Source organism: Flavobacterium sp. MAHUQ-57 (assembly GCF_051908335.1).
In the GTDB taxonomy this organism is placed as follows: domain Bacteria; phylum Bacteroidota; class Bacteroidia; order Flavobacteriales; family Flavobacteriaceae; genus Flavobacterium.
Genome location: NZ_JBPZTE010000006.1, coordinates 1,349,039 through 1,372,101 on the forward strand (window position 1 = coordinate 1,349,039; position 23,063 = coordinate 1,372,101).

Below are 23,063 nucleotides of genomic sequence, written 5' to 3' on the forward strand. Positions count from 1 at the left end.
TTCAAAAATAGAACATAAAACACAATTGCAAATGAAAAAAAATCCCTACTTGTAAACACAATCCAACCAAAAAAAAACAATACCTACAAATAACTTGGATCAAAAACCAATTACAAAACTTTACCTCCTTCTTTGTTATTTGCCTAGCAACGAGTTCTCCAGATATATGGCGTATATATGGCGTATATATGGCGTATTTATGGCGTATCAAAGTAGAGTAAGACTGTTAGATCATTAGAAGATGAGACTACTTCTATTTTTAGGCACCACCAACAACAAACAATAAACCCTAAACATTTCAACTCAACTTTAGTAAAAAAACTTACCACTTCCCCTATTCCCAAAATTATTATCAACCAAAACCTTCAATCAGCGAAAAACACTACACAATCCTATAAATCAATAGAATTCTAATCGGTTCGTTTTCAGGAGGCTAAAAAAATGTTCGCTTACCTTTGCCCCCGTTTTCAACGTTTCCGCTTGATAAAGGCGGCACAAATCATTATATATGTTAAAAAAATCCATCGAAGCCCTACAACAGGAAGCTTCAAACACTGGAGCCAACAGTCTCAAACGCAGTCTGGGTGGTTTCAACCTCATCATGATCGGAATTGGTGTTATCATCGGTGCCGGATTATTTTCACTAACCGGAATTGCAGCCGCTAACAACACCGGACCGGCAGTTATTCTATCATTCATAGTAGCAGCTGTAGGTTGTGCTTTCAGCGCACTGTGTTACGCCGAGTTCGCCTCTATGGTTCCTGTTTCGGGAAGTGCCTATACCTATGCTTATGCCACTATCGGAGAATTATTCGCATGGATCATCGGCTGGGATTTAATATTGGAATACTCGGTAGGTGCCGCGACAGTCGGTATTAGCTGGTCACAGTACTTAGTTAAGTTTTTAGAGAAATTCGGGTTATATATACCACCGCAATTAGTAATGTCTCCTTTTGAAACCGCTATAGGCAAAAACGGAGAAGTCATTCATGGTATCGTTAACCTACCCGCAGTATTAATCATCATGCTGATTACTGCGGTGATTATTCGAGGAACCAAAAGTTCGGCCTTGTTCAATGCCGTTGTGGTAACACTGAAAGTAGGTGTGGTTTTATTATTCATCGGCTTAGGCTGGCAATACATCAACCCGGAGAATTACCATCCGTTCATTCCGCAAAACACAGGAACATTCGGAGAGTTTGGTTGGTCAGGAATATTACGTGGTGCGGGTGTCGTTTTCTTTGTATTTATTGGTTTTGATATTGTTGCCACCATGGCTCAGGAAACCAAAAACCCACAAAAGAACATGCCCATTGGTATTTTAGGATCGCTTATCGTTTGTACCGTTCTCTTCATCGCTTTTGGTTATGTGATGACAGGTTTGGCACATTATACCGAATTCAAGGACAGTGCTGCACCAGTAGCGATTGCTATTGCCAAAACACCTTACATCTGGCTGGCCACGGCGGTAATCATGGCGATATTGATAGGCTATACTTCGGTGATACTGGTGGATTTATTAGGTCAATCCCGTGTGTTTTATGCTATGAGTAATGATGGTTTGTTACCGAAAGTCTTTTCGCAGTTGCATCCACAGTTCAACACGCCCTACAAATCTAACATACTGTTATGTGTATTTATCAGTCTGTTTGCCGGTTTAGTACCGATTCATGTGGTGGGTGAAATGACCAGCATCGGGACATTATTAGCTTTCGTAATGGTATGTATCGGTATTTTAATCTTACGAAAGAAGGAACCGAACTTACCTCGTCCTTTCAAAACACCATGGGTTCCTGTGGTTCCTATACTAGGCATTGTAACCTGTTTAGTGATGATGTTTGCACTTCCAATAGGAACATGGATTCGTCTATTGGTTTGGTTGGCCATTGGAATCGCCATCTACTACGGCTACGGAAAAAAGAACAGTAAGTTGAGGAAAGAATTATAAATTATAAGCTATAAATTATAAGTTATGAGTGACTAGTGATTGGTAAATAAGTACTGATTACTAGTCACTTGCTTTTAGTGCCTTCTGAAGAGCAACCGGTAAAGATTAATTAGTAATAAGTACCGATTACAAAGTTTTTGGTATATGAGACTTAGTTCTTAGTACCAGTTAAAAAGTCTTCGGTACCACTTACATAATCATCAGTACCACCTAAAAAGTCTTTGGTACCACTTACATAATCATTGGTACCACCTAAAAAGTCTTCGGTACCACTTACATAATCATTAGTACCACCTAAAAAGTCTTCGGTACCACTTACATAATCATTGGTACCACCTAAAAAGTCTTCGGTACCACTTACATAATCATTGGTACCACCTAAAAAGTCTTCGGTACCACTTACATAATCATTGGTACCACCTAAAAAGTCTTCGGTACCACTTACATAATCATTAGTACCAGTTAAAGAGCAATTACTATTCAGTAAGGACTAAGGACTAAAAGCGAAATACTAAAAAAACACTACTTTTACAAAACCAACTAAAATTCAAATGTCCAAACTACCTAACGTAACAGCCAGTATCTTTTCGGTAATGTCCCAATTGGCCAATGAACATGGCGCCATTAATTTGTCTCAAGGATTTCCCAACTTTCCAGAAGACCCACGTTTATTGCAAATAGCGGAAGGTCTACTGACTTCAAACATCCATCAATATACACCGATGACCGGTTTACCATCGTTATTGGAAAAAATAGCCCTTCAAACCTATAAACAGTACCAACGAAAAGTCAATACCGCTACCGAAATGCTGATTACCGCCGGAGCTACGCAAGGCATTTATACAGCTATAAACGCGTTGATTGGTAAGGATGATGAAGTGATTATTTTAGATCCGAGTTATGACAGTTACGAACCTTCGGTACTGGTAGCAGGCGGAACACCGGTAAGAGTTGCACTGAATTCAGATTACACACCGGATTTCAATCGAATTGCATCGGCAATAACCGCCAAAACCAAAATGATTGTCATTAACAATCCGCACAACCCCACAGGCAGAATTTGGACTCTTGCCGACTTTGAAGCCTTTGAATTACTACTAGAGAAGCATCCGCAAATATTTATCTTAAGCGATGAGGTGTATGAATACATAACGTTTTCGCAACCGCATATCTCCTGCAATACCAGAGAAAAGCTACAACACCGAACGATTATTTCCTCATCTTTTGGGAAGTCATTGCACGTTACCGGATGGAAAGTAGGCTATCTCATTGCTCCCGAAAACCTTATGGTGGAGATAAAGAAAGTACATCAGTTTTTGGTCTTCAGTGTGAACAGCTTTGGTCAGCATACCATTGCGAGCTACTTGGATGTAGTCGACTTCAATGAAATAGCGACAATGTACCAACAAAAAAGAGACTTATTCCAATCACTGATAAAAGACAGTCGGTTCGAATTAATGCCTTGTGATGGCACCTACTTTCAAGTGGTGAGTTACAAAAACATTACTACCGCAAATGATGTGGATTTTGCCAAAGAACTGATTACAAAACACGGTGTAGCTGCAATACCTATTTCGGTATTTTACAATGATGCTACCGACAGACAAATGTTGCGCTTCTGCTTTGCTAAAACCGACGAAACCTTGATAGCCGCAGCCGAAAGACTCAATACAATCTAATTTACAGCCATAAAAAAACACCAACATTAAGTTGGTGTTTTTCCGCTGAACTACCGAAGTTAGTATAGAGATGGTTAGTTTAGAAGAAGTTCAGCTAAGTTTTGGTTTTCTTTTACCGTTCCCAATTGGATAGTTTGCAGTTTTCGTTCGGTTACACCATTTTTAGTGGTATAAATTTCAACCATAACAGTGGCAGGACCGTTTTCTGTTAGTGCACTTTCTCCATAATAATTCGACTTAATCTGATATTTCCCTTTCAACGGATTGCGTAGCAAATACTGCTCGGGTCCGTATCCTTGTGTGAAATCTTTTGAGAATCGGGCACCAGCTTCGGTATCTGTATGTCCGTAATAACATTCTTCACCTGTTGGTTCAATGACATGCAAGTCGATATCCGTATCCATCTGATTCCAATTCAAAATAATTCTAACCGCAACCGGCATGGACTTTAGGTATTTTTTATCGAAGTCACGAATGTTAATCCCCGGATGTTCTGTTAGCAAACGATTGATATCCATCAATAAAATATCCTCTACACCAGCATATTGCCCACCCATATTAGCAAAATAATTCGTTTCCAAAGCTTTAACCAATTCGTCAAATGCTTCTTGGTATTTTTTATTATCTTCTAAAGCCAGGGCCAAATCCCTATGATTTTGCGGTTCGTGACCTCTCCATTTCACCACTTGATTAGCGGTATACAATGCTTCTTCGTATGCTTCCCATTGACGCAACTGATAGGTAAGTGACTTATAAAGCTGATGATTCTCCAAACCTAAATCTGCAATATTACTAAGGATTAACAATGCTTTTTGTTTATCTCCATTGTTATAAAAATGATTTGCCACATCAAAATAAAAGCTTGGGTTATTCCATTGCTCTTCTCTTAATTTTAGATACAAGGCATATCTTTTTTCTATTGGTGCAGCATCCAATGCTTTTAAATATACCCGGTCCGGATTCCAACCTTCCGTTTTTACATTTTCGATTGGAATAAAACCTTGATTGGGTTGTAAGCGTATTGAATCTGTTCTTGATTCTCTAGAAGGAATGCTTAGCACAGATCGCACCCTTACAGGAGCATTAGCACTTTCCTGATTAATCATTACACCTGAAACTTTACCTGCTAAAGCACGTGTTGCTTCAGGGTTATTAGTTTTAAGATCTCCATCCCTTTTATACGTTTCTTCAACCACATTCGGTCTTACGAATTTGACTTCATCGACTTCAGCAGCGCTAATTTGTTTATCTTTAATTTCTTCGGTAGTTTTTAGTTCTACCGATGCGACTGTTGTAGTGGAAGAAACTACACTTCTCCTTCTTGCAACTCCTTCTGATGGATTCATTTCTTCTCTTCCTGCATCGGTTTGTTCAATAGTTACATTACCGTTAGCATCAACAGTCACTACTTCATATTCACTGTTTCCAGTTGGTCTGTCAATGGTTACACCGCTACTCAATTCCCCTTTCTTGTTTTTCTTTCCCTTTTTAACAATTGGTTTTACATACTTGATATCTTTATTCCACCATTTAGACAATTCGCTATGGTAATTATCTACATTCTCCCAATTGCTTTTCATTTCAGCAAGTCTTTTCTCTTGTTGTTGTTTCTGGATTTTATCGAATTCTGTTCTTAACTCAGCAGGCGGCACAATATCATATTGAATGTAATCGTTGATATCTTCCAATACAATAAGCGAAGTATTCTTGGTAACGATTCCATACTTTTTGCCCATGGTTTCGATTTCTTCGGCATTCTTTTTATACTGAATTTCCAGATTGGCAATCTTTTTTTGTGCCCAAAGCTTCTCGATATTTACCTCAGTTTCCTGTTGGTATTTAGCATCCAAGACAATCTTTTTTTCATGCAACGGTTTGCCATTATACCCGAAAAGCAATACCACTTCGTTTTGTTCTTTCAGTGAAATACCCGAAAAACTAAAGTTCCCCGAAACCGAGGTTCCGGTCATGGGATACATATCAGTTACTGTATAATTTTCCTTGATTCCTAAGAATTTAAGATTTTGATATACTAATTTATCCAGTGCTTTGTTTGCATCCAGTTCGTTCAGATTAATAAAATCGGCTCCTGATTTCATCGCAGTATAATTCAAAAAAGCATAATCCGCTGAAGGCAATGAAGTAAACGTATATACCGGTTTTTTGCTTATATCCAATTGATTTTTACTCAACGAAGAAAGTCCATCACTGAAAAACAAATACTCATCCTGCCCAGTCAAATCTACCTTTGAATATCGTGTTCCACCATCATATTGTGTATTCTCCAATTGTGCTTTCAACTCGCTCCAATCTCCATTGGACACTGTATATACCTTACCTTTTTCGAAATGGTAACTCAAAAGATATAAAGCAACCTCTACATTCTTCAACTGCTTAAAATAACTATCCAGTAATTGCAGTTCTTTCTTAACATCTCTATTTCTGCAGCTTAATGAATTATCCCATATCAAACCAATAGACTTAGGCAAACTCTTTGGTATACGGTTGTTTTCAACCATAACATTCCCATAAAAATAATGTTGCCCTTGTACCGATTGAAGTACCACATTATGAATCTCATTTCGAACAGGAATTTTCACCAAGAGTTTTTCGGATGGTACATAATTTTTCTTCTTAATCGAAGTTTGGTAAGAAAGATTCCATTCTGAATTTCCAGATTTTTCAAAAGCAGAAAACGCACCTTCCTCTTCAACAATTGATGGTTTTGATTTAACTCCAGACACATCAATAATCATTTCGAATTCGTCCAATTTTTTAGGATAACGACTCATTAACTGATACTGTAAATTATTCTTATCATATAGTGCCAACTCTTGTTCATAGCCAATAATTACAATTCGCTCCTTACCCTCAACAATAGGGAATATTCGTGTTTTAAAATTATTTCCCTCTACTTTTTCAAGCAATCCGGGATCTACCCTTTTATGCTCTATAGCCTCAAAAACCTGTTTCCCTTTACTTTTATTTACTGGAACCGCTTCACGCATTCTGCCATTTACATCAATAGCATATCGGGAAACCGATACACCTTCTGGTAATGGGAATAGTAATTCCCCTTCCATTTGCCCTGGACCTGAATTTACAAAATGCATTTCTGCGGTGGTATAAGCAATAGTACCAAACACATTTACCTTAACAAACATTTTGTTCATTCTTACATTCACAGAATCCTTGCCTTTTACTTTCAATTGTGGACTTTGTGCCATCAAATTAGCTGTAATAAGCAAAACAAGGGCAAGTGAGAATCTTTTCATAGTATTTCAATTGTTTATATAAACTAAAGAGTACAATTAACAACAAAAGGTTGGGATTTGACAATAAAAAAAAACAGTATTCATCGATCCGACCTAAATTGATTTAGAATCCTACTCCACAAGAATTACTAATCACTATAATTTTACTAACTTTACCTAGTATCAAAAAACAACTTACTATGAATTTTTCAGCAAAAATGCTTCGTGATAATGCTTTAGCAGACAAAGTAATTGTAATCACCGGTGGTGGTAGTGGATTAGGGAAAGCCATGACCAAATACTTTATGGAATTGGGTGCCAAAGTTGCCATAACGTCGCGTGATTTAGACAAACTAAAAACCACCGCGCAAGAACTGGAAACAGAAACTGGTGGAAAATGTCTCCCTTTACAATGTGATGTTCGTCATTACGATCAGGTAGAAGCCATGTTAGCCGAAGTACTCAAAGCCTATGGCAAAGTAGATGTACTTTTAAATAATGCGGCTGGAAACTTCATCTCTCCTACCGAAAGATTATCCGCCAATGCTTGGGATACTATCATCGATATTGTTTTAAAAGGATCCAAAAACTGTACATTGGCCTTTGGAAAACATTGGATAGATAAAAAACAAACCAACACCAACGTTCTGAATATCGTCACCACTTATGCATGGACAGGTTCTGCCTATGTGGTCCCGAGTGCAACTGCAAAAGCAGGTGTATTAGCCATGACACGCAGTTTGGCCGTGGAATGGGCAAAATATGGTATCCGAACCAACGCCATTGCTCCAGGTCCATTTCCTACCAAAGGTGCATGGGACAGATTATTACCAGGCGACTTGAAGGATAAATTTGACTTAGCGAAAAAAGTACCATTAAAACGTGTGGGAGACCATCAGGAACTGGCTAATTTGGCCGCTTACTTGGTTTCAGATTTCTCAGCTTATGTCAACGGTGAAGTCATCACTATCGACGGTGGTGAATGGTTACAGGGCGCAGGACAATTCAATTTATTGGAAGCGGTTCCCAATGAACTTTGGGACATGCTCGAAGCTATGATTAAATCGAAAGGGAATAAGTAAATATTATTATAAACAAAAGGAAAACGAAAATACCGTTTTCCTTATTGTTATCTTGTATTAAATCTTTTATCTTTTTAAAGAAAAATGACCTTTAACATATTCATTATCATTATTCTTTTTCACAACAAACCAATAGTCACTGGACGGCAAATCCCTTCCTTGGTATTTTCCATCCCACCCGTCATTCCCATTCAACATCTTCAGTAATTTACCATATCGGTCATAAATAAAGATCTTAAAATCATCTCTTGACTTATCAAAATTTATGTTCCATACGTCATTGTATCCATCGTTATTTGGAGTGAAAAAATCAGGGTAATTCAAAATCGTAACACTTTTTACTTGATAATTACAATTGTTCAAATCCTTTACAGTAATCGCATAGTTTCCAGGTTCCAAATGAGAAAACCTAGGGCTATTCTGAAAACTAAACCCATCAATGGAAAATTCATAATTACCATTTTGGGTCGGTACCACTTCGATAGAGTTATCATTATTACTCCATTCCTTTGTAATGAAAGATTGAATTATAGTTTCGACCTTTTCTCCTTCGATATAATTGATAAAAAAATCAGTAGTAGTAAAACATTTGGATACTTTATTCTTCAAATTCACATAAAAATGATTCGACTGGGTATTTAGTTCTACCGGCATTAGAATGCGGTTCAATTCGTTTTGAGCATCGAAGAGCGTTAAGTAATAGTGAATTTCGAAATCACTTGCTGGACGATTCTGGATCACTTTTGGATTTAAAGCTTGCAAATCAAATATACTTGAACTTACTGGGGAGTTGGCACAAACAGTAGTATCAGGAATTGCATTTAAAACCGGACTTTGATTTACCTGTAGCTCAAAATCAAACACCGAAAAACATCCTGTTGTAGTATTGGTAATTCGTGAAAACACCTTTTGATACTCGCCGATTAAAGTAAACACATCCGGATGTCGATTATTATCTTTTTGAGCATCATCCGCATTCAGGTAATAATGAACTACTACATTATTTTGTCCATCTTTAATAAGGTTATCCGTCAACTCTCTAACATTAAATACTTTTGAATCACAATTTGTAAGTGGAGTCGGCTTTATAAATCGTGGTGGTATATTTACTATCAAATCCACAGGTACGATAACCGATTGATTTGTAATTGTATTCAACACCGACACATAAACAGTTTGCCCGCCAGAAACCGTATTAAACCATAAATTAGGCAAAGGATTTTCATTGTTAGTTGCATTGTTTTCTGTTTCAAAAACATTAATTTTAAATGCTACAGCTTCGTTTTGACCTGCAGCACCATACCACAAATCTGAAGTAGAAGGATTATATACCACTGTAACTGTCTGCATAGTTGACTTATCAATTTTATAAAGACTTGAAACTGTAACTCCGTAAAGATTTCCTAATTCGCTTGCCAAGCCAAAAGTATTATCAGGAATCCTTCCTAAATCAACATAGCTTTGAAAATTATTGTTACTATCAAGCGTAATTTCATACAATCGGCATTCAAAATTTATTCTCCACGCGACATACATTTTATCACCAACAATTACAAAATCTCCTGCTGCAGTTCCTTGACCGAAATCATGCCAGATTTCAACACGGTCATAACTCCTTTCTTTTGCCTGATATACTTTAGTATCAAAACCACCCAAATACATATTTGATTTTGTGTCGAATGAAAGCGCCGTAATCGATCCAGAAAAGCCGTAATCGTAGAGTAATTCTGGCTGACAGTTTACCTTATTTATCTTCTTAACATTCCTTCCGATTGCCACATAATAATCATTATTTTGACTGATAGCAATATCTAACAATGAGTTCATCACCGAGGTTGAATAAACACATTTTGTAGAAATTGCTGGGTTTACATCTAAATCCGACACAAAAAGTACTCTGCCGTTTTTTGTAGAAATATACACCCCTTTTTCTGTTGATAATTGGTTTGAATATTGATCCAAAACAACTTCTTTTATCCTTGAAAAATCGATTGCAACTTGTCCGTCAAAATCATTATCACAATAAGAATATTGCATATTACTTTTTTGGATTTTTACAATTTCGCTTTTAGTAAAATCTTTATTTGGTTTGGAAAACTTCTGAGAATGTATACTAGTAGAAAACAAAAACAACAGCAATACCAATGCTTTATAACAATTCATTATTTTTTAATTTTGCGCAAATTTACCACTACTAAGTTAAAATTCATAAAGTTTTCAGATTGTTGACAAAATAGATTTTCAAAACCCATAAATAGTTGTATTTTTACGGCTCAAAATTTCAAAAATCAAATGGGCAAAATCATTGCAATTGCTAATCAGAAAGGTGGTGTTGGAAAAACAACTACTTCTATCAACTTAGCAGCCGCTTTAGGTGTTTTAGAAAAAAAAGTATTACTTATTGATGCTGATCCTCAGGCAAATGCCACTTCAGGATTGGGTATTGATGTGGAAAGTGTTGAAACCGGTACTTACCAAATTTTAGAGCATAGTAATACTCCTGAAGAAACTATCATTAAAAGTTCGGCTCCTAATGTAGATGTCATTCCGGCACACATCGACCTTGTTGCTATAGAAATCGAATTGGTAGACAAGGAAAACCGCGAATATATGCTTAAGAAATCATTGGAAAGCGTGGTGGACAAGTACGATTACATCATTATCGATTGTGCTCCATCATTGGGACTACTGACACTTAATGCATTAACAGCAGCCAACAGTGTTGTAATCCCTATTCAGTGTGAGTATTTTGCATTGGAAGGTTTAGGTAAATTACTAAACACCATCAAAAGTGTACAGAAAATCCATAATCCTGAATTAGACATCGAAGGCTTATTGCTAACAATGTACGATTCTCGTTTGCGATTATCCAATCAAGTTGTAGAAGAAGTACAAAAACACTTTAACAATATGGTTTTTGAAACCGTAATTCAGAGAAACATCAAACTAAGTGAGGCGCCTAGTTACGGAGAAAGCATCATCAATTACGATGCTACCAGTAAAGGAGCAACCAATTATTTACACTTAGCAGAAGAAATCATAAAGAAAAATAGTTAATAGAGAATATGGCATTGGCAAAAAAACAAGCAATGGGACGTGGATTATCAGCGTTATTAAAAGATCCTGAAAACGACATCAAATCAGTATCGGATAAAAATGCAGATAAGGTAGTAGGAAATATCATTGAATTGGAAATTGAATCAATTGAAATCAATCCTTTTCAGCCAAGAACCAATTTTAACGAAGAGTCTTTACAAGAATTAGCCACTTCGATCCGTGAACTTGGAGTAATCCAACCTATTACGGTTCGTAAGATGGATTTTAACAAATACCAACTAATTTCAGGAGAACGCCGTTTACGTGCCTCCAAAATTGTGGGTTTAAAAACGGTTCCGGCCTACATTCGTTTAGCGGATGATAACGAATCGTTAACTATGGCATTGGTAGAAAACATCCAACGTCATGATTTGGATCCAATCGAAATCGCCTTATCGTACCAACGTTTAATGGATGAAATTCAATTGACTCAGGAACAAGTAAGTGACCGTGTAGGAAAAAAACGTTCTACAGTGGCCAACTATATGCGCCTTTTAAAATTAGATCCAATCATTCAAACAGGTATTCGTGACGGATTTATCTCTATGGGTCATGGGCGCGCCATCATCAACGTTGACGATCATGATGCACAAACCGATATTTACCAAAAGATTGTTAGCGAAAACTTATCTGTACGTGAAACAGAAGCATTGGTAAAAGCGTACCACGAAGGAACGCCGGAAAAACCATCCACAAAAACCACTACAGTTGCTTTTGAAGTAAACAATGATGACCAAGAGGTATTCAACACCTATTTTGGAACAAAAATCGATGTAAAAATTGCTTCAAACGGTAAAGGTAAAATTACTATTCCCTTCAAGTCTGAAGAAGATTTCAACAGAATCATCAAATTGATCAAAGGGTAGTGAAATATTGGTATTACATACTACTTTTCTGCGCTTTGTTCGGTAACTTTTCAGGATACAGCCAGGAAGAATTGAACCTAAAAGCCTCTGACACTATTAAAAACAAAATCAATCCTTTAGCGCCTTCTAAAGCCGCTTTTTTATCGGCAGTACTTCCAGGCATGGGACAAGTATACAACAAGCGTTATTGGAAAGTTCCTATTGTATGGGGCGCCATGGGAACGGGTATTTATGCCTATTCTTGGAACAAAAAAAAGTACGACAGCTACAGAACTGAGTACAAGAAAAGATTAGCAAACGACCCGAATCTTAATCCAAAATACACTCGATTGAGCAACACTCAGTTGATTGATGCCCAAAAATACCATCAAAGGAATAAAGATTTATCACTTTTAATTACTGTAGGCTTGTACGCATTGAATATTATCGATGCCAATGTAGATTCGCATCTCAAACAATTCAATGTCAATGGAAAATTGACAGTGAAACCCGAAATCCAACAGAACGAATTCAGTTCCAAACAAAATATTGGTTTATCCTTACATTATAATTTTTAATTATGGAAAGAACAAGAATAATAATCCTATCTATTTTATTTCTTGGCGCTACCGGCAGATATTTTTCTCAGGACAATAGTGCAATTAGAACGATAGATTTTGTACAAATTTTTGTAATTGGACTACTTTGCGGATTACTTTCTTTCCTTCTTATCAATAAATTCAAAAGAAACAAAAAATGAAAATAGCTTTACTGGGATATGGCAAAATGGGCAAAGTAATCGAGCGCATCGCTTTAGAACGCGGACATGAAATCGTTTTACGCAAGTCAAGCTCAGCAACATTCGAAGGACTTGAAAATGCAGATGTTGCTATCGATTTTAGTGTTCCTGACAGTGCCGTTTGTAACATCTCTGAATGTTTTGCTACTAATATTCCAGTTGTGTGTGGTACTACCGGCTGGCTGGAGCATTACGATGAAATAGTCGACCTATGCAATGAAAAAAATGGAGCTTTTATATATGGTTCGAATTTTAGCTTAGGTGTAAATATTTTCTTTGAATTGAATTCTTATTTAGCCAAAATGATGGCAAATCTGAAAGAATACAAAGTATCCATGGAAGAAATTCATCATACGCAGAAACTGGATGCTCCAAGCGGAACAGCGATTTCATTAGCTGAAGGTATAATTAACAATTCTGACTATTCAGGTTGGACATTGGAAAACCCAACTGATAATCAAATTCAGATTGAAGCCAAACGTATTGAAAACATTCCCGGAACACACAGCATTTTTTACGATAGCGCAGTAGATCAGATTGAGATCAAACATACAGCCCATAGTAGAGAAGGCTTTGCTTTAGGTGCCGTAATTGCTTCCGAATGGTTGTTTGGAAAAAAAGGAGTTTTTACTATGAAAGATGTTTTGAATTTAAAATAAAATTACACACTAAAAGCAACAATTTAATTTTAATAGAAGTAAATCGTAACCGAATAAATACAAAAAGATGACAGCATTACAATGGTTTATATTTTTCCTAGCACTTCAAATCATTCACGGTTTAGGAACATGGAAACTATATCAAAAGGCAGGTAGAAAATCATGGGAAGCTTTTATTCCTGTTTATAATTCTATCATTTTAATGAAAATTATTAATCGTCCAACTTGGTGGACTGCGCTATTGTTCATACCGGTAATCAACTTAATTATGTTTATTGTCGTTTGGGTAGAAACCATTAGAAGTTTTGGCAAAAACTCCACAACAGACACTTTATTGGCAGTAGGAACTCTTGGTTTCTATACCTACTATATCAATTATGCAGTAGATGTAACATACATTAAAGACCGTAGTTTAGTAGCCAAAACACAAGTAGGCGACACGATCAGTTCTATTTTATACGCTGTGGTAGTGGCAACTTTGGTTCACACCTATGTAATGCAACCATTCAATATCCCAACATCTTCATTGGAGAAATCATTGTTAGTCGGTGATTTTTTATTCGTAAGTAAATTCCATTACGGTGCGAGAACTCCAAAAACTGCAGTCGCATTACCAATGGTTCACGATAGCTTATTCATAGTTAAAGGAAAATCCTATTCAAGCTGGCCTCAATTGCCATCATTCCGTTTACCTGGGGTTCAAAGCATAAAACGTAACGATATCGTGGTATTTAACTGGCCTGCAGATACTGTATATTTCTTCAGAGATCCTTCAGGAAGACACATAGACAAACCGTTAGACAAACGTTCCAATTATGTAAAACGTTGTGTTGGATTACCTGGAGACAACCTTTCAATCAAATCAGGTGAAATTTACATCAACAATAAGCGAATTACATTACCCGAAAGAGCCAAAACACAATATTCTTATTTTGTTACTACCGATGGCACTTCTTTAAACAATTATGCAGAATATTTACTTAATGAATTAAAAATCACTGATGGAATTTATCAATCAGGAAAACCAAACGAATACATATTTGCAGCTGTAACAGAAGAAAACATCGCTAAAATAAAACAAATTCCCATCATCAAATCAATTGTCAAAAGGATAACACCTGCACCACAAAAAATCGACAAAGGAATCTTCCCACACAATCAAAAATGGTCGCAAGATAATATGGGACCAATTTATATTCCGGAAGCTAACAAAACAGTAGCGATCAACAAAGAAACACTTCCGCTATACCGAAGAATAATAACCATTTACGAAGGCAATAAACTGGAAGAAAAAGGAGGCAAAATCTACATTAACGATAGAGAAGCGATTAATTACACCTTCAAACAAGATTATTATTGGATGATGGGAGACAATCGCCATAACTCGGAAGACAGCCGTTACTGGGGGTTTGTGCCTTTCGATCATGTGGTTGGAAAACCTGTATTTATCTGGTGGAGTATTGATCCTAATGTTCCATGGAGTAAAGCCATTGATAAAATTCGTTGGGATAGATTATTTTGCACTGTAGGTGGAGATGGTGAACCAACATCGTACTTCAAATATTTTCTAATGGCACTTCTTGGATGGTTTGGATACGACTGGTACAAAAGAAAAAAAGCAAAAAAAGCATAAAGAATACTAAATAAACAGAAATGCTAAATCAACACATTGGTTTAGCATTTTTTAAATACTAATTACAATGGACTTACTTATACATCCAACCTATTTCCCCTCAATAAGTCATTTTGTTGCCATTGCACAATCCAATTCGGTAACTTTTGAAATGGAAGACAATTTCCAGAAACAAACCAACCGAAACCGAATGTATATTTACAGCCCAAATGGTATTCAGTTACTGAATATACCAATCAAACACAGTAAAGAATTACGTCAAAAAACCAAAGATGTTAAGTTAGAAACTGCTTTTGATTGGCAAAAACAACATTTCAAGTCATTAGAAGCCGCTTATCGCACTTCACCTTTCTTCGAATTTTACGAAGATGCCATCCAGCCTATTTTCACTAAAAAGCATACCTTTTTAATGGATCTTAATTTAGAAACCATTGAAATCGTAAAAAAATGCTTGGGTTTGAATTTTGAAGCGCAAAAAACCATTGAATACTTTCATGAAGTTAGTCAATACGAAGATTTACGCGTTTTAGCAAATGGAAAGAAAGATACCGCAGTATTCGAATCCTATTCACAGGTTTTTGAAGAAAAACATGGTTATTTGAACAATTTGAGCATTTTGGATCTTTTGTTTAATGAAGGAAGATACGCAAAAGAATATCTTTTAAATCAAAAGCTATAAATAGAATTACTCCACCGCCACACGTGTCATAATAGGCATGTGGTCGGAGTTGATAAAGTCTGGAAAGTTTTCAAAACTTTTCACGCTCATCTTATTATCGGCAAAAATATAATCGATTCGAGCAGGATAATGTTTGAAATTATAGGTTTTCCCAAATCCTGTACCTGCTTCTTCAAAACAGTCCTGCATATTGCCTTTAATCACTCTGTATACATAAGAGAATGCACTATTATTCATATCCCCACAAACAATTAGTGGATAACTGCAAGTCCGCTTGTGCTCCATAATAATTTCCGCTTGTTGCTGTTGCTTTGTAAATCCATCACTGATTCGCTTCACAATGAGTCTAGAATCTTTTTGTTTTATCCCTTCAACATTTTCAGAAATATCATTGACATCTGGAGATATTTTAAGTGATTCCAAATGCAAATTATAAAATCGAACAATATCCTTACCTATTTTAACATCGGCAAAAATGGCATTGTTATTTGAGTTTGGAAAATCAATTTTACCTTCATTTACAATTGGAAATTTAGAAAAGATAGCATTACCCGTTTTAATTTGATCTCCATCCATGAAAATAGCACGATAAGGGTAAATTTTCAAATCAATTTTTGCAGAAGCAGAGGTAGAATATTCCTGAATGCATAACACATCAGGATTCTTTTCATTCACAAATTCAAGAATATCTTGCGCCACATTTTCTCTTGGTATCCAATTAAAAAGATTTAGTAATCGGACATTGTAGCTCATTACCACAAAATCCCTATCAGTAGCTTCCTTTTCTTTACTGGAGAACTTGTAATATTTATTAATGAATGTTATTCCTAAAATTAATACCAACCCGGAAAGAATCAACTGTCTCTTAAATTGTATAAACCAGTACACAAAAAACAATGCATTAATGATCAAAAACAGCGGAAGTATTAACGTTAAAACCGATAAAAAGGGAAACCAATTCGGAGCAAGAAAAGGTAAAACATAAGCAACGAAAGTCAATATAGTAAGGACTATATTGAAAAAAAACATTACTTTATTAAACCACGAAAGGTTCTTCATTACTTACTCTCTACTCTATTACTATACAAATAAACGATTTTTTTGTCAGAAAAATTAAACGTTACTTACCCGCTTTGAACAAAAACTCCTTTTCTTCTTTGGTAAGACTATCATAACCTGACTGACTAATTTTATCCAAAATCTCGTCTATTTGTTGTTGGCTTTTATCTTTTGTTACAACTCTTGATGTCGATTTAGCTGAATCTGACTTTACGTTTTTATGCACTTTCTTGAATGGAGTAGATTTTCTTCCTGAAAACAAACCTACAATGGCATCCAAAAGCGTATTGAATCCGGAAGTCAAATCAGTTCCTGCTTGCAAAGTTTTAATATATATAAAGCCAAACAAAGCGCCACCAAGATGCGCCAAATGACCTCCAGTATTCGCTAGTTGAAAATTTAAAATATCCAATGCAATAATAATTGTAGCTGTAATATACCAAAGTTTAATATGCCCCAGTAGAGGCAAATGCACCATCATTAAAGGCTGATAAACCGTAACCGCTACCAAAACAGCCATTACAGAAGCAGAAGCACCTACCAATACTCCAAAATTTTGAAGCAACAAGTAACCTATTACAAAAACAATTCCTGCGAATGCTCCTCCTAAAATATAAACTCCTAAAAGTTGTTTCTGAGTAAAAAAAGTTAAAAACAACCTACTAGCAAATGTCAGGGCGAACATATTCGCTACAAGATGAAAAAAACCACCGTGAAAAAATTGGTAGGTAATTAAAGTCCACGGAAAAATCAGTGACCTATTATAATCTGAATTCAGAGACAACCAATCGGGTATCTCGAAAACACCTTTCTGAAAACTATAAAAGAAGGGTATTGACACTAGAAATGTAAAAACACAAATCATGATAATCTTAATCGAGATATCCCCAATTTTAAATTCAAGTTTCAAATCTTCAAAAATACTCATAACTAATTCCAGCGACGATTATTAAACGAATTTTTCTTCCAATACCACATCATTATAAAACCAATCAAAGCTCCTCCTAAATGCGCAAAATGCGCCACACCGGTTGAACGGCTAAAAAATGACGAACCATAAAAACCTAATAGATAATCTATTGATAAAACTATAGGTACAAAATATTTCGCTTTTATAGAAACAGGAATCAGCATTAGTCCCATTCGCGACTCAGGAAACATGAATGCAAATGCCGTCATTAAACCATAAACTGCACCAGAAGCACCTAATACTAAAGCAACATCAATTCCATTCATGTAAAAGATACCGTTTTGCAACAATCCTGCTCCTAAACCACAAGATATATAAAAAAACAGAAACTTTTTAGCACCCCAAATGTATTCTAGTGCCGAACCAAATGAATACAATGCCAGCATATTAAAAGCAATATGTCGAATATCAAAATGCATAAACATATTGGTTACTAACTGCCATGGTCTAAAAGCTTCGTTTTGAAACGGAACCAAACCCAAATGCACATAGGCTAAATCACCTATCAGCCAAGTTCCTACGAAAAAAATAATATTTATAATCAACAGTTGTTTTACTGTTGGGGACATTGGTATCATATACTAAATTTTTTATCTAAATCTTCTACACTCAACGTGATAAAAGTCGGTTTATTAAATGGAGAAACCGAAGTTTCTTTACAAGCAAATAAATTATTTACTAAATTTTCCTGTTCTTTTTCAGAAAGATATGTTCCAGTTTTTACTGCTAGACTTTTAGCCATCGATTTTGCCATACTGTCCATCTGACTAAAACTACTATCTGGAATTTCATCTTGTAAATCGGCGACCAATTGTTCTAAAACGATAGACGCTTCACTTTCTGAAATCGTTACAGGTAAACCCGAAATTTCAATAGCATCCTGACTGATCGAATCAAAAACAAATCCAGTATTTTCCAAAGAAGGAATCAACTCACGTAGTAAAGCCATTTCATTTCCGGAAAAATAAAGCGTTAATGGGAACAACAACTGTTGGCTGTTCGCTTGATGTACAGTAATATTCGTTAAAAACTGTTCATACAACACACGTTGGTGCGCTCGTTGCTGATCAATGATTAACATACCCGATTTGATTGGACTTACAATATATTTTTTATGAATTTGATACGTTGCTGTTTTCGTTTGTTCAATTTCATTATCATTGAATAAAGAACTTGTCACTACATCCGATTCAAATTGCATTTCCTGTGGTTCTGGTTCGAAACCCTCTTTCAAACCAACATACAAGCTTTCCCAATGCGGCTGTGCCTCTTTTTTTGGTTTAAAAGAAAAATTACTACCACCACTTGATACGTTTGATTTTTTCTCCTCGGCAAATGGATTGAAAGTGCTATCTACCTGTATTGTTGGATATTCAACAGACTTACTCTGATAATCGTAAGGTGTATCTAATGTTGCATCTCTATCAAAATCCAATACCGGAGCTACATTGAACTGACCTAAACTATGTTTCACCGCTGAACGCAAAATAGCATATAAAGCATGTTCATCGTCGAATTTAATTTCTGTTTTGGTAGGATGGATATTGATATCAATAGTATGTGGAGGCACTTCCAGGTATAAGAAATAACTTGGTTGAGCACCATCCTTTAACAAACCTTCATAAGCAGCCATAATAGCATGGTGTAAATAACCACTTTTAATAAAACGATCATTCACAAAAAAGAATTGCTCACTACGATTCTTTTTGGCAAATTCGGGTTTCCCAATAAAGCCATTGATCGTTACTATATCTGTTGTCTCCTGAACGGGAACAAGTTTTTCATTGGTTTTACCTGAAAAAATTGCTACGATGCGTTGACGCAGATTGGATTGCGGCAAATTAAACAATTCGCTACCATTATGATATAAAGTAAAATGAATATTCGAATGCGCCATCGCTACACGTTGAAACTCATCAACCACATGCTTTAATTCGACTGTATCGGATTTCAGGAAATTACGTCGTGCAGGAATATTAAAAAAAAGATTCTTTACTGAAAATGAAGTTCCTTTGGCCAATACAGCAGGTTCTTGCGAAGTAAACTTACTTCCTTCTATAACCAAATGCGTTCCTAATTCGTCTTGATCCTGTTTGGTTTTCAACTCGACATGTGCAATTGCGGCAATAGAGGCCAAAGCTTCACCTCTAAATCCTTTGGTATGCAAATCAAATAAATCTTCAGCTTTGCGAATTTTTGAAGTCGCGTGTCGCTCAAAACACAAACGAGCATCGGTTACACTCATTCCTTTTCCATTGTCAATTACCTGAATTAATGTTTTTCCAGCATCTTTACAAATTAACTTTATATCGGTTGCTCCGGCATCAATGGCATTTTCCATTAATTCTTTCACCACAGATGCAGGTCGCTGAACCACTTCTCCGGCAGCAATTTGATTGGCAACATGATCAGGGAGTAATTGTATTATACTTGACATTGAAAATTATAGATTTTGACATTTGCGCTAACAGTTATCAGCGCTTCCTTGACAAATTTAAGGAAAAGGAATGGGTTTTAATAGCCAATAAATTCTTAATTATTGACAATCTGCTACTCAATTATCAAATAAAAACTGGTAAATATTCTCGTAAAGATTGTCATCATGCATACTATGTCCAAGTCCTTTGGTTTCAATCAACTTTGCATTAGTCCAAACTTCGGCAATTTTTTTAGCTTCATTAATGGACACCACAGTATCATCAACATCATGGGCAATCAAACCTTTCGTCGTAATTACGGAAGCAAATTTTCGCCCTGAAAAGTCTTCTAGTTTTTGCTTGTATCTTCTCGCATATTTCTCCTCCAAATCTTTAGCAATACGAGAGTTCAAACTCAGAATATTGATATAGTTTTTTAAAATGATTGTAAAATCACTTGGCGCACCTAATATGACCATTTTCTTAATATCTTCATTGGGATACAGATACTGATAGTACAAACAAGTTTTCCCTCCTATCGAATGCCCAATCAAATATTGCGGTTTGTATTTATCAACTGTTCTATGAATAAATTCAGCATATTGAGGAATACTAAATTCCTTTCCACTTGACAATCCGTGTGCAGGTCCGTCTATAGCGATAATCGTTGAACCTGATTTTTTTAAAAAAGGAAGAATATTGGCCCATCGCGAAGCATTACTTTCCCATCCGTGTACCAAAAGAATTTTGTTTTCGTTACCTTCCCAAACATAAGCTTGAAAATTACAACCTTCGTGTTCAAAAGTTTCCGAGGTGACATTTTGCAGAATTGCCGGCATATTTTCTTTGGAAATCTTACCTTCACGTGGTTCACTAAAAAGCTGAAAAGCCAATCTAACAGCCTTTTTTGGAGACAACAAACCCATCAGGTTTATATACAACCCGATTGATTTGGTAAATAAAAAATAAGTAACTTTTTTCATAAAAAAATCCCGATGCAAAATCGGGATTTAAATTACTTATATTTTCGCAAATAATTGCTCCATTTTTTCTTTTTCTTCATCAGCTAAAGCAGTGTCTACTAAAATTCTTCCACTGTGTTCGTCAGTAATGATTTTTTTACGAGACGCAATTTCCATTTGTGTTTGCGGAGGAATTGTGAAGAATGAACCTGCAGAAGCACCACGCTCAATTGACACAACTGCTAAACCGTTACGAACACTCGAACGAATACGTTTGTAAGCATTCAATAAACGCTCTTCAATTTGTGCTTGGTATTCTTCTGATTTTTCAGTTAAGAATTTTTCTTCTTTTTCAGTTTCAGACATAATTGCGTCTAATTCTGATTTTTTATGCTTTAAGTGAGTTGATTTAGCCTCTAATTTTTCTTTTGATTGCGCAATCACTTCTTTTTTGTGTTCAATTGAAGCTTTCATCTCGCGGATGTGCTTTTCAGCCAATTGAATTTCCAATTCTTGAAATTCTACTTCTTTTGTCAAAGAGTTGAATTCACGATTGTTACGTACTTCTTTTTGCTGAGTTGTATATTTTTTAATAGCTTCTTTGTGCTCATCAATAGCATTTTTCTTTACTTTGATTTGCTCTTCGATGCTATCCAAATCAGTTTTAAGCTTCTCTAAACGAGTGCTTAATCCCGCAACTTCGTCTTCTAAATCTTCCACTTCAAGAGGCAATTCTCCTCTTACGTTTCTAATTTCGTCGATTCTAGAATCTATTAATTGTAAATCATACAACGCTCTTAACTTTTCTTCAACGTTCAATTCTTTTGTTGCCATATTTTATAAGTACTTAACTGGATTTGTATTTATTTGAGATAAAACGATTGCAAAATTAGGAATTTTTTTCGTAAGATAATCAACTATATAATTTTTTGTGTAACGTTCACTTTCAAAATGTCCAATATCGGCCAATAAAATCTTGTTTTCTGCTTCGTAAAAATTGTGGTACTTCAAATCGGCTGTCAAATACGCATCAGCTCCGGCTGCAATCGCATTCTTAATTGCATAACTTCCAGAACCGCCCAAAACAGCAACTTTCTTAATTTTTTTTCCTAAGAAACCAGTATGGCGAATTCCACCACACTCCATTTTATCCTTCACCATCGTAAGAAAATCAACTTCATTCATATCCTGAGTCAATTCTCCTACCATCCCTAAGCCAATATTTTGATGATTATTTTGCAGCTCGTATATTTCATAAGCTACTTCTTCATATACATGGTTTGAAAATAAAGCTTTCAGAATTTTAGACTGTAAATATCTCTCAAAAGTCACCTCAATCTTAATTTCTTCTGCTTCCACAAACTCAAACCGCTCACCTATTTCCGGATTACTGTTCTCGTTACCCATATACGTTCCGATACCTTTCGAATTAAAACTACAATCTTCATAGTTCCCAATTTTTCCGGCTCCGGCATCGAACAAAGCGTTGCGCAATTTTTCCACATTTTCAGGAATGGTATAAGTAATCAGTTTTTGAATAAAGTTTTGTTTTGGCACCAAAACCTTCGTATTTATTAAACCCAAAGCATCACAAAAAATTTTATTAACTCCCGCTTTATGATTATCCAATGCAGTATGTACGGCATAAATGGCAATATCATTCTTTATTGCCTTAAGAATAGATCTTTCCACATAATTTTTACCGGTAATTTTTTTGATACCCGAAAACAAAATCGGGTGAAAACAAACAACCAAATTGCATTGCTTTTTGACAGCTTCATCAATTACAGCCTCCAATGCATCATGACACACCAAAACACCAGTTGCTTCAGCATTTGAGTCGCCAACCAGCAAACCAACATTATCAAAATCCTCGGCATAGGCCAAAGGAGCCATTTCTTCAAGTATTGAAAGTATTTCTTTTATTTTCATATAACAAATTAACGAATAAACCCATCAACTAAAAAATAAAAATTAGTTA

19 protein-coding genes are annotated in these 23,063 nt (G+C 35.8%); 9 read left to right on the plus strand and 10 right to left on the minus strand.

Going from position 1 to position 23,063, the window contains the following annotated elements; translation table 11 throughout:
• Positions 1-508: 508 nt before the first annotated feature.
• The gene (locus ACS8MM_RS06650) at positions 509-1,948 is read left to right on the plus strand and encodes an amino acid permease (RefSeq protein ID WP_379714438.1); all 1,440 of its coding nucleotides are present in this window, start codon (positions 509-511) and stop codon (positions 1,946-1,948) included.
• A 151-nt stretch (positions 1,949-2,099) separates the two neighbouring features.
• Here ACS8MM_RS06650 and ACS8MM_RS06655 read toward each other — a convergent pair whose 3' ends face one another.
• Entirely contained in the window at positions 2,100-2,432 is a 333-nt protein-coding gene (locus tag ACS8MM_RS06655) for a hypothetical protein (RefSeq protein WP_379715010.1), read from the minus strand.
• Positions 2,433-2,499: 67 nt separating this feature from the next.
• On the opposite strand from ACS8MM_RS06655, the gene ACS8MM_RS06660 reads away from it, so the two are divergent.
• Entirely contained in the window at positions 2,500-3,627 is a 1,128-nt protein-coding gene (locus tag ACS8MM_RS06660) for a methionine aminotransferase (RefSeq protein WP_379714441.1), read from the plus strand.
• Positions 3,628-3,701: 74 nt separating this feature from the next.
• Here the strand turns inward: ACS8MM_RS06660 and ACS8MM_RS06665 are convergent, their stop codons facing one another.
• On the minus strand, positions 3,702-6,902 hold the full coding sequence (locus tag ACS8MM_RS06665) for a VIT domain-containing protein (protein WP_379714444.1): 3,201 nt from the start codon (positions 6,900-6,902) through the stop codon (positions 3,702-3,704).
• 179 nt (positions 6,903-7,081) lie between these two features.
• Between ACS8MM_RS06665 and ACS8MM_RS06670 the strand changes: the two genes are divergently transcribed.
• Entirely contained in the window at positions 7,082-7,963 is an 882-nt protein-coding gene (locus ACS8MM_RS06670; protein WP_379714447.1) for an SDR family oxidoreductase, read from the plus strand.
• A gap of 66 nt (positions 7,964-8,029) precedes the next feature.
• On the opposite strand, the gene ACS8MM_RS06675 is transcribed toward ACS8MM_RS06670, so the two are convergent.
• The gene (locus ACS8MM_RS06675) at positions 8,030-10,000 is read right to left on the minus strand and encodes a T9SS type B sorting domain-containing protein (RefSeq protein ID WP_379714451.1); all 1,971 of its coding nucleotides are present in this window, start codon (positions 9,998-10,000) and stop codon (positions 8,030-8,032) included.
• A gap of 255 nt (positions 10,001-10,255) precedes the next feature.
• Here ACS8MM_RS06675 and ACS8MM_RS06680 point away from each other — a divergent pair, with 255 nt between their 5' ends.
• The 6 genes from ACS8MM_RS06680 to ACS8MM_RS06705 all read left to right on the plus strand — a co-directional run bounded on the left by ACS8MM_RS06680 (position 10,256) and on the right by ACS8MM_RS06705 (position 15,674).
• Positions 10,256-11,020, plus strand: coding sequence for a ParA family protein (locus tag ACS8MM_RS06680; protein WP_379714454.1), 765 nt, complete (start codon positions 10,256-10,258; stop codon positions 11,018-11,020).
• 8 nt (positions 11,021-11,028) lie between these two features.
• A complete protein-coding gene (locus ACS8MM_RS06685; protein WP_379714457.1) occupies positions 11,029-11,925 on the plus strand; it encodes a ParB/RepB/Spo0J family partition protein in 897 nt (298 codons plus the stop codon).
• Positions 11,925-12,482, plus strand: coding sequence for a DUF5683 domain-containing protein (locus ACS8MM_RS06690; protein WP_379714460.1), 558 nt, complete (start codon positions 11,925-11,927; stop codon positions 12,480-12,482). The genes ACS8MM_RS06685 and ACS8MM_RS06690 overlap by 1 nt, the downstream gene beginning before the upstream one ends.
• Positions 12,483-12,660: 178 nt before the next feature.
• Entirely contained in the window at positions 12,661-13,362 is a 702-nt protein-coding gene (gene dapB / locus ACS8MM_RS06695) for a 4-hydroxy-tetrahydrodipicolinate reductase (RefSeq protein WP_379714463.1), read from the plus strand.
• A gap of 67 nt (positions 13,363-13,429) precedes the next feature.
• Positions 13,430-14,995, plus strand: a complete 1,566-nt coding sequence (lepB, locus tag ACS8MM_RS06700; protein WP_379714466.1) for a signal peptidase I — start codon at positions 13,430-13,432, stop codon at positions 14,993-14,995.
• A 67-nt stretch (positions 14,996-15,062) separates the two neighbouring features.
• A complete protein-coding gene (locus ACS8MM_RS06705) occupies positions 15,063-15,674 on the plus strand; it encodes a WbqC family protein (protein WP_379714469.1) in 612 nt (203 codons plus the stop codon).
• A gap of 6 nt (positions 15,675-15,680) precedes the next feature.
• Here the strand turns inward: ACS8MM_RS06705 and ACS8MM_RS06710 are convergent, their stop codons facing one another.
• From ACS8MM_RS06710 to ACS8MM_RS06740, 7 genes are all read right to left on the minus strand, one after another.
• The gene (locus tag ACS8MM_RS06710) at positions 15,681-16,733 is read right to left on the minus strand and encodes an endonuclease/exonuclease/phosphatase family protein (RefSeq protein WP_379714472.1); all 1,053 of its coding nucleotides are present in this window, start codon (positions 16,731-16,733) and stop codon (positions 15,681-15,683) included.
• A 61-nt stretch (positions 16,734-16,794) separates the two neighbouring features.
• Positions 16,795-17,661 carry a rhomboid family intramembrane serine protease gene (locus ACS8MM_RS06715; protein ID WP_379714474.1) on the minus strand — a complete coding sequence of 289 codons (867 nt, stop codon included), beginning with the start codon at positions 17,659-17,661 and terminating at the stop codon, positions 16,795-16,797.
• Positions 17,662-17,663: 2 nt separating this feature from the next.
• A complete protein-coding gene (locus ACS8MM_RS06720) occupies positions 17,664-18,281 on the minus strand; it encodes a rhomboid family intramembrane serine protease (protein ID WP_379714477.1) in 618 nt (205 codons plus the stop codon).
• The gene (mutL, locus tag ACS8MM_RS06725; protein ID WP_379714480.1) at positions 18,278-20,140 is read right to left on the minus strand and encodes a DNA mismatch repair endonuclease MutL; all 1,863 of its coding nucleotides are present in this window, start codon (positions 20,138-20,140) and stop codon (positions 18,278-18,280) included. Before mutL ends, ACS8MM_RS06720 begins: the two co-directional genes overlap by 4 nt.
• A 117-nt stretch (positions 20,141-20,257) precedes the next feature.
• On the minus strand, positions 20,258-21,103 hold the full coding sequence (locus tag ACS8MM_RS06730; RefSeq protein WP_379714482.1) for an alpha/beta fold hydrolase: 846 nt from the start codon (positions 21,101-21,103) through the stop codon (positions 20,258-20,260).
• Positions 21,104-21,139: 36 nt separating this feature from the next.
• The gene (locus tag ACS8MM_RS06735) at positions 21,140-21,916 is read right to left on the minus strand and encodes a zinc ribbon domain-containing protein (protein WP_379714485.1); all 777 of its coding nucleotides are present in this window, start codon (positions 21,914-21,916) and stop codon (positions 21,140-21,142) included.
• 3 nt (positions 21,917-21,919) lie between these two features.
• Entirely contained in the window at positions 21,920-23,014 is a 1,095-nt protein-coding gene (locus ACS8MM_RS06740; protein WP_379714487.1) for a Nif3-like dinuclear metal center hexameric protein, read from the minus strand.
• Positions 23,015-23,063: the final 49 nt, after the last annotated feature.

Bases quoted from the DNA above. Each gene is read 5' to 3' on its own strand.
- ACS8MM_RS06650 (WP_379714438.1), top strand. From the start codon at position 509: ATGTTAAAAAAATCCATCGAAGCCCTACAACAGGAAGCTTCAAACACT.
- ACS8MM_RS06660 (WP_379714441.1), top strand. From the start codon at position 2,500: ATGTCCAAACTACCTAACGTAACAGCCAGTATCTTTTCGGTAATGTCC.
- ACS8MM_RS06665 (WP_379714444.1), bottom strand. From the start codon at position 6,902: ATGAAAAGATTCTCACTTGCCCTTGTTTTGCTTATTACAGCTAATTTG.
- ACS8MM_RS06670 (WP_379714447.1), top strand. From the start codon at position 7,082: ATGAATTTTTCAGCAAAAATGCTTCGTGATAATGCTTTAGCAGACAAA.
- ACS8MM_RS06675 (WP_379714451.1), bottom strand. From the start codon at position 10,000: ATGCAATATTCTTATTGTGATAATGATTTTGACGGACAAGTTGCAATC.
- ACS8MM_RS06680 (WP_379714454.1), top strand. From the start codon at position 10,256: ATGGGCAAAATCATTGCAATTGCTAATCAGAAAGGTGGTGTTGGAAAA.
- ACS8MM_RS06685 (WP_379714457.1), top strand. From the start codon at position 11,029: ATGGCATTGGCAAAAAAACAAGCAATGGGACGTGGATTATCAGCGTTA.
- dapB (WP_379714463.1), top strand. From the start codon at position 12,661: ATGAAAATAGCTTTACTGGGATATGGCAAAATGGGCAAAGTAATCGAG.
- lepB (WP_379714466.1), top strand. From the start codon at position 13,430: ATGACAGCATTACAATGGTTTATATTTTTCCTAGCACTTCAAATCATT.
- ACS8MM_RS06705 (WP_379714469.1), top strand. From the start codon at position 15,063: ATGGACTTACTTATACATCCAACCTATTTCCCCTCAATAAGTCATTTT.
- ACS8MM_RS06710 (WP_379714472.1), bottom strand. From the start codon at position 16,733: ATGAAGAACCTTTCGTGGTTTAATAAAGTAATGTTTTTTTTCAATATA.
- ACS8MM_RS06715 (WP_379714474.1), bottom strand. From the start codon at position 17,661: ATGAGTATTTTTGAAGATTTGAAACTTGAATTTAAAATTGGGGATATC.
- ACS8MM_RS06720 (WP_379714477.1), bottom strand. From the start codon at position 18,281: ATGATACCAATGTCCCCAACAGTAAAACAACTGTTGATTATAAATATT.
- mutL (WP_379714480.1), bottom strand. From the start codon at position 20,140: ATGTCAAGTATAATACAATTACTCCCTGATCATGTTGCCAATCAAATT.
- ACS8MM_RS06730 (WP_379714482.1), bottom strand. From the start codon at position 21,103: ATGAAAAAAGTTACTTATTTTTTATTTACCAAATCAATCGGGTTGTAT.
- ACS8MM_RS06735 (WP_379714485.1), bottom strand. From the start codon at position 21,916: ATGGCAACAAAAGAATTGAACGTTGAAGAAAAGTTAAGAGCGTTGTAT.
- ACS8MM_RS06740 (WP_379714487.1), bottom strand. From the start codon at position 23,014: ATGAAAATAAAAGAAATACTTTCAATACTTGAAGAAATGGCTCCTTTG.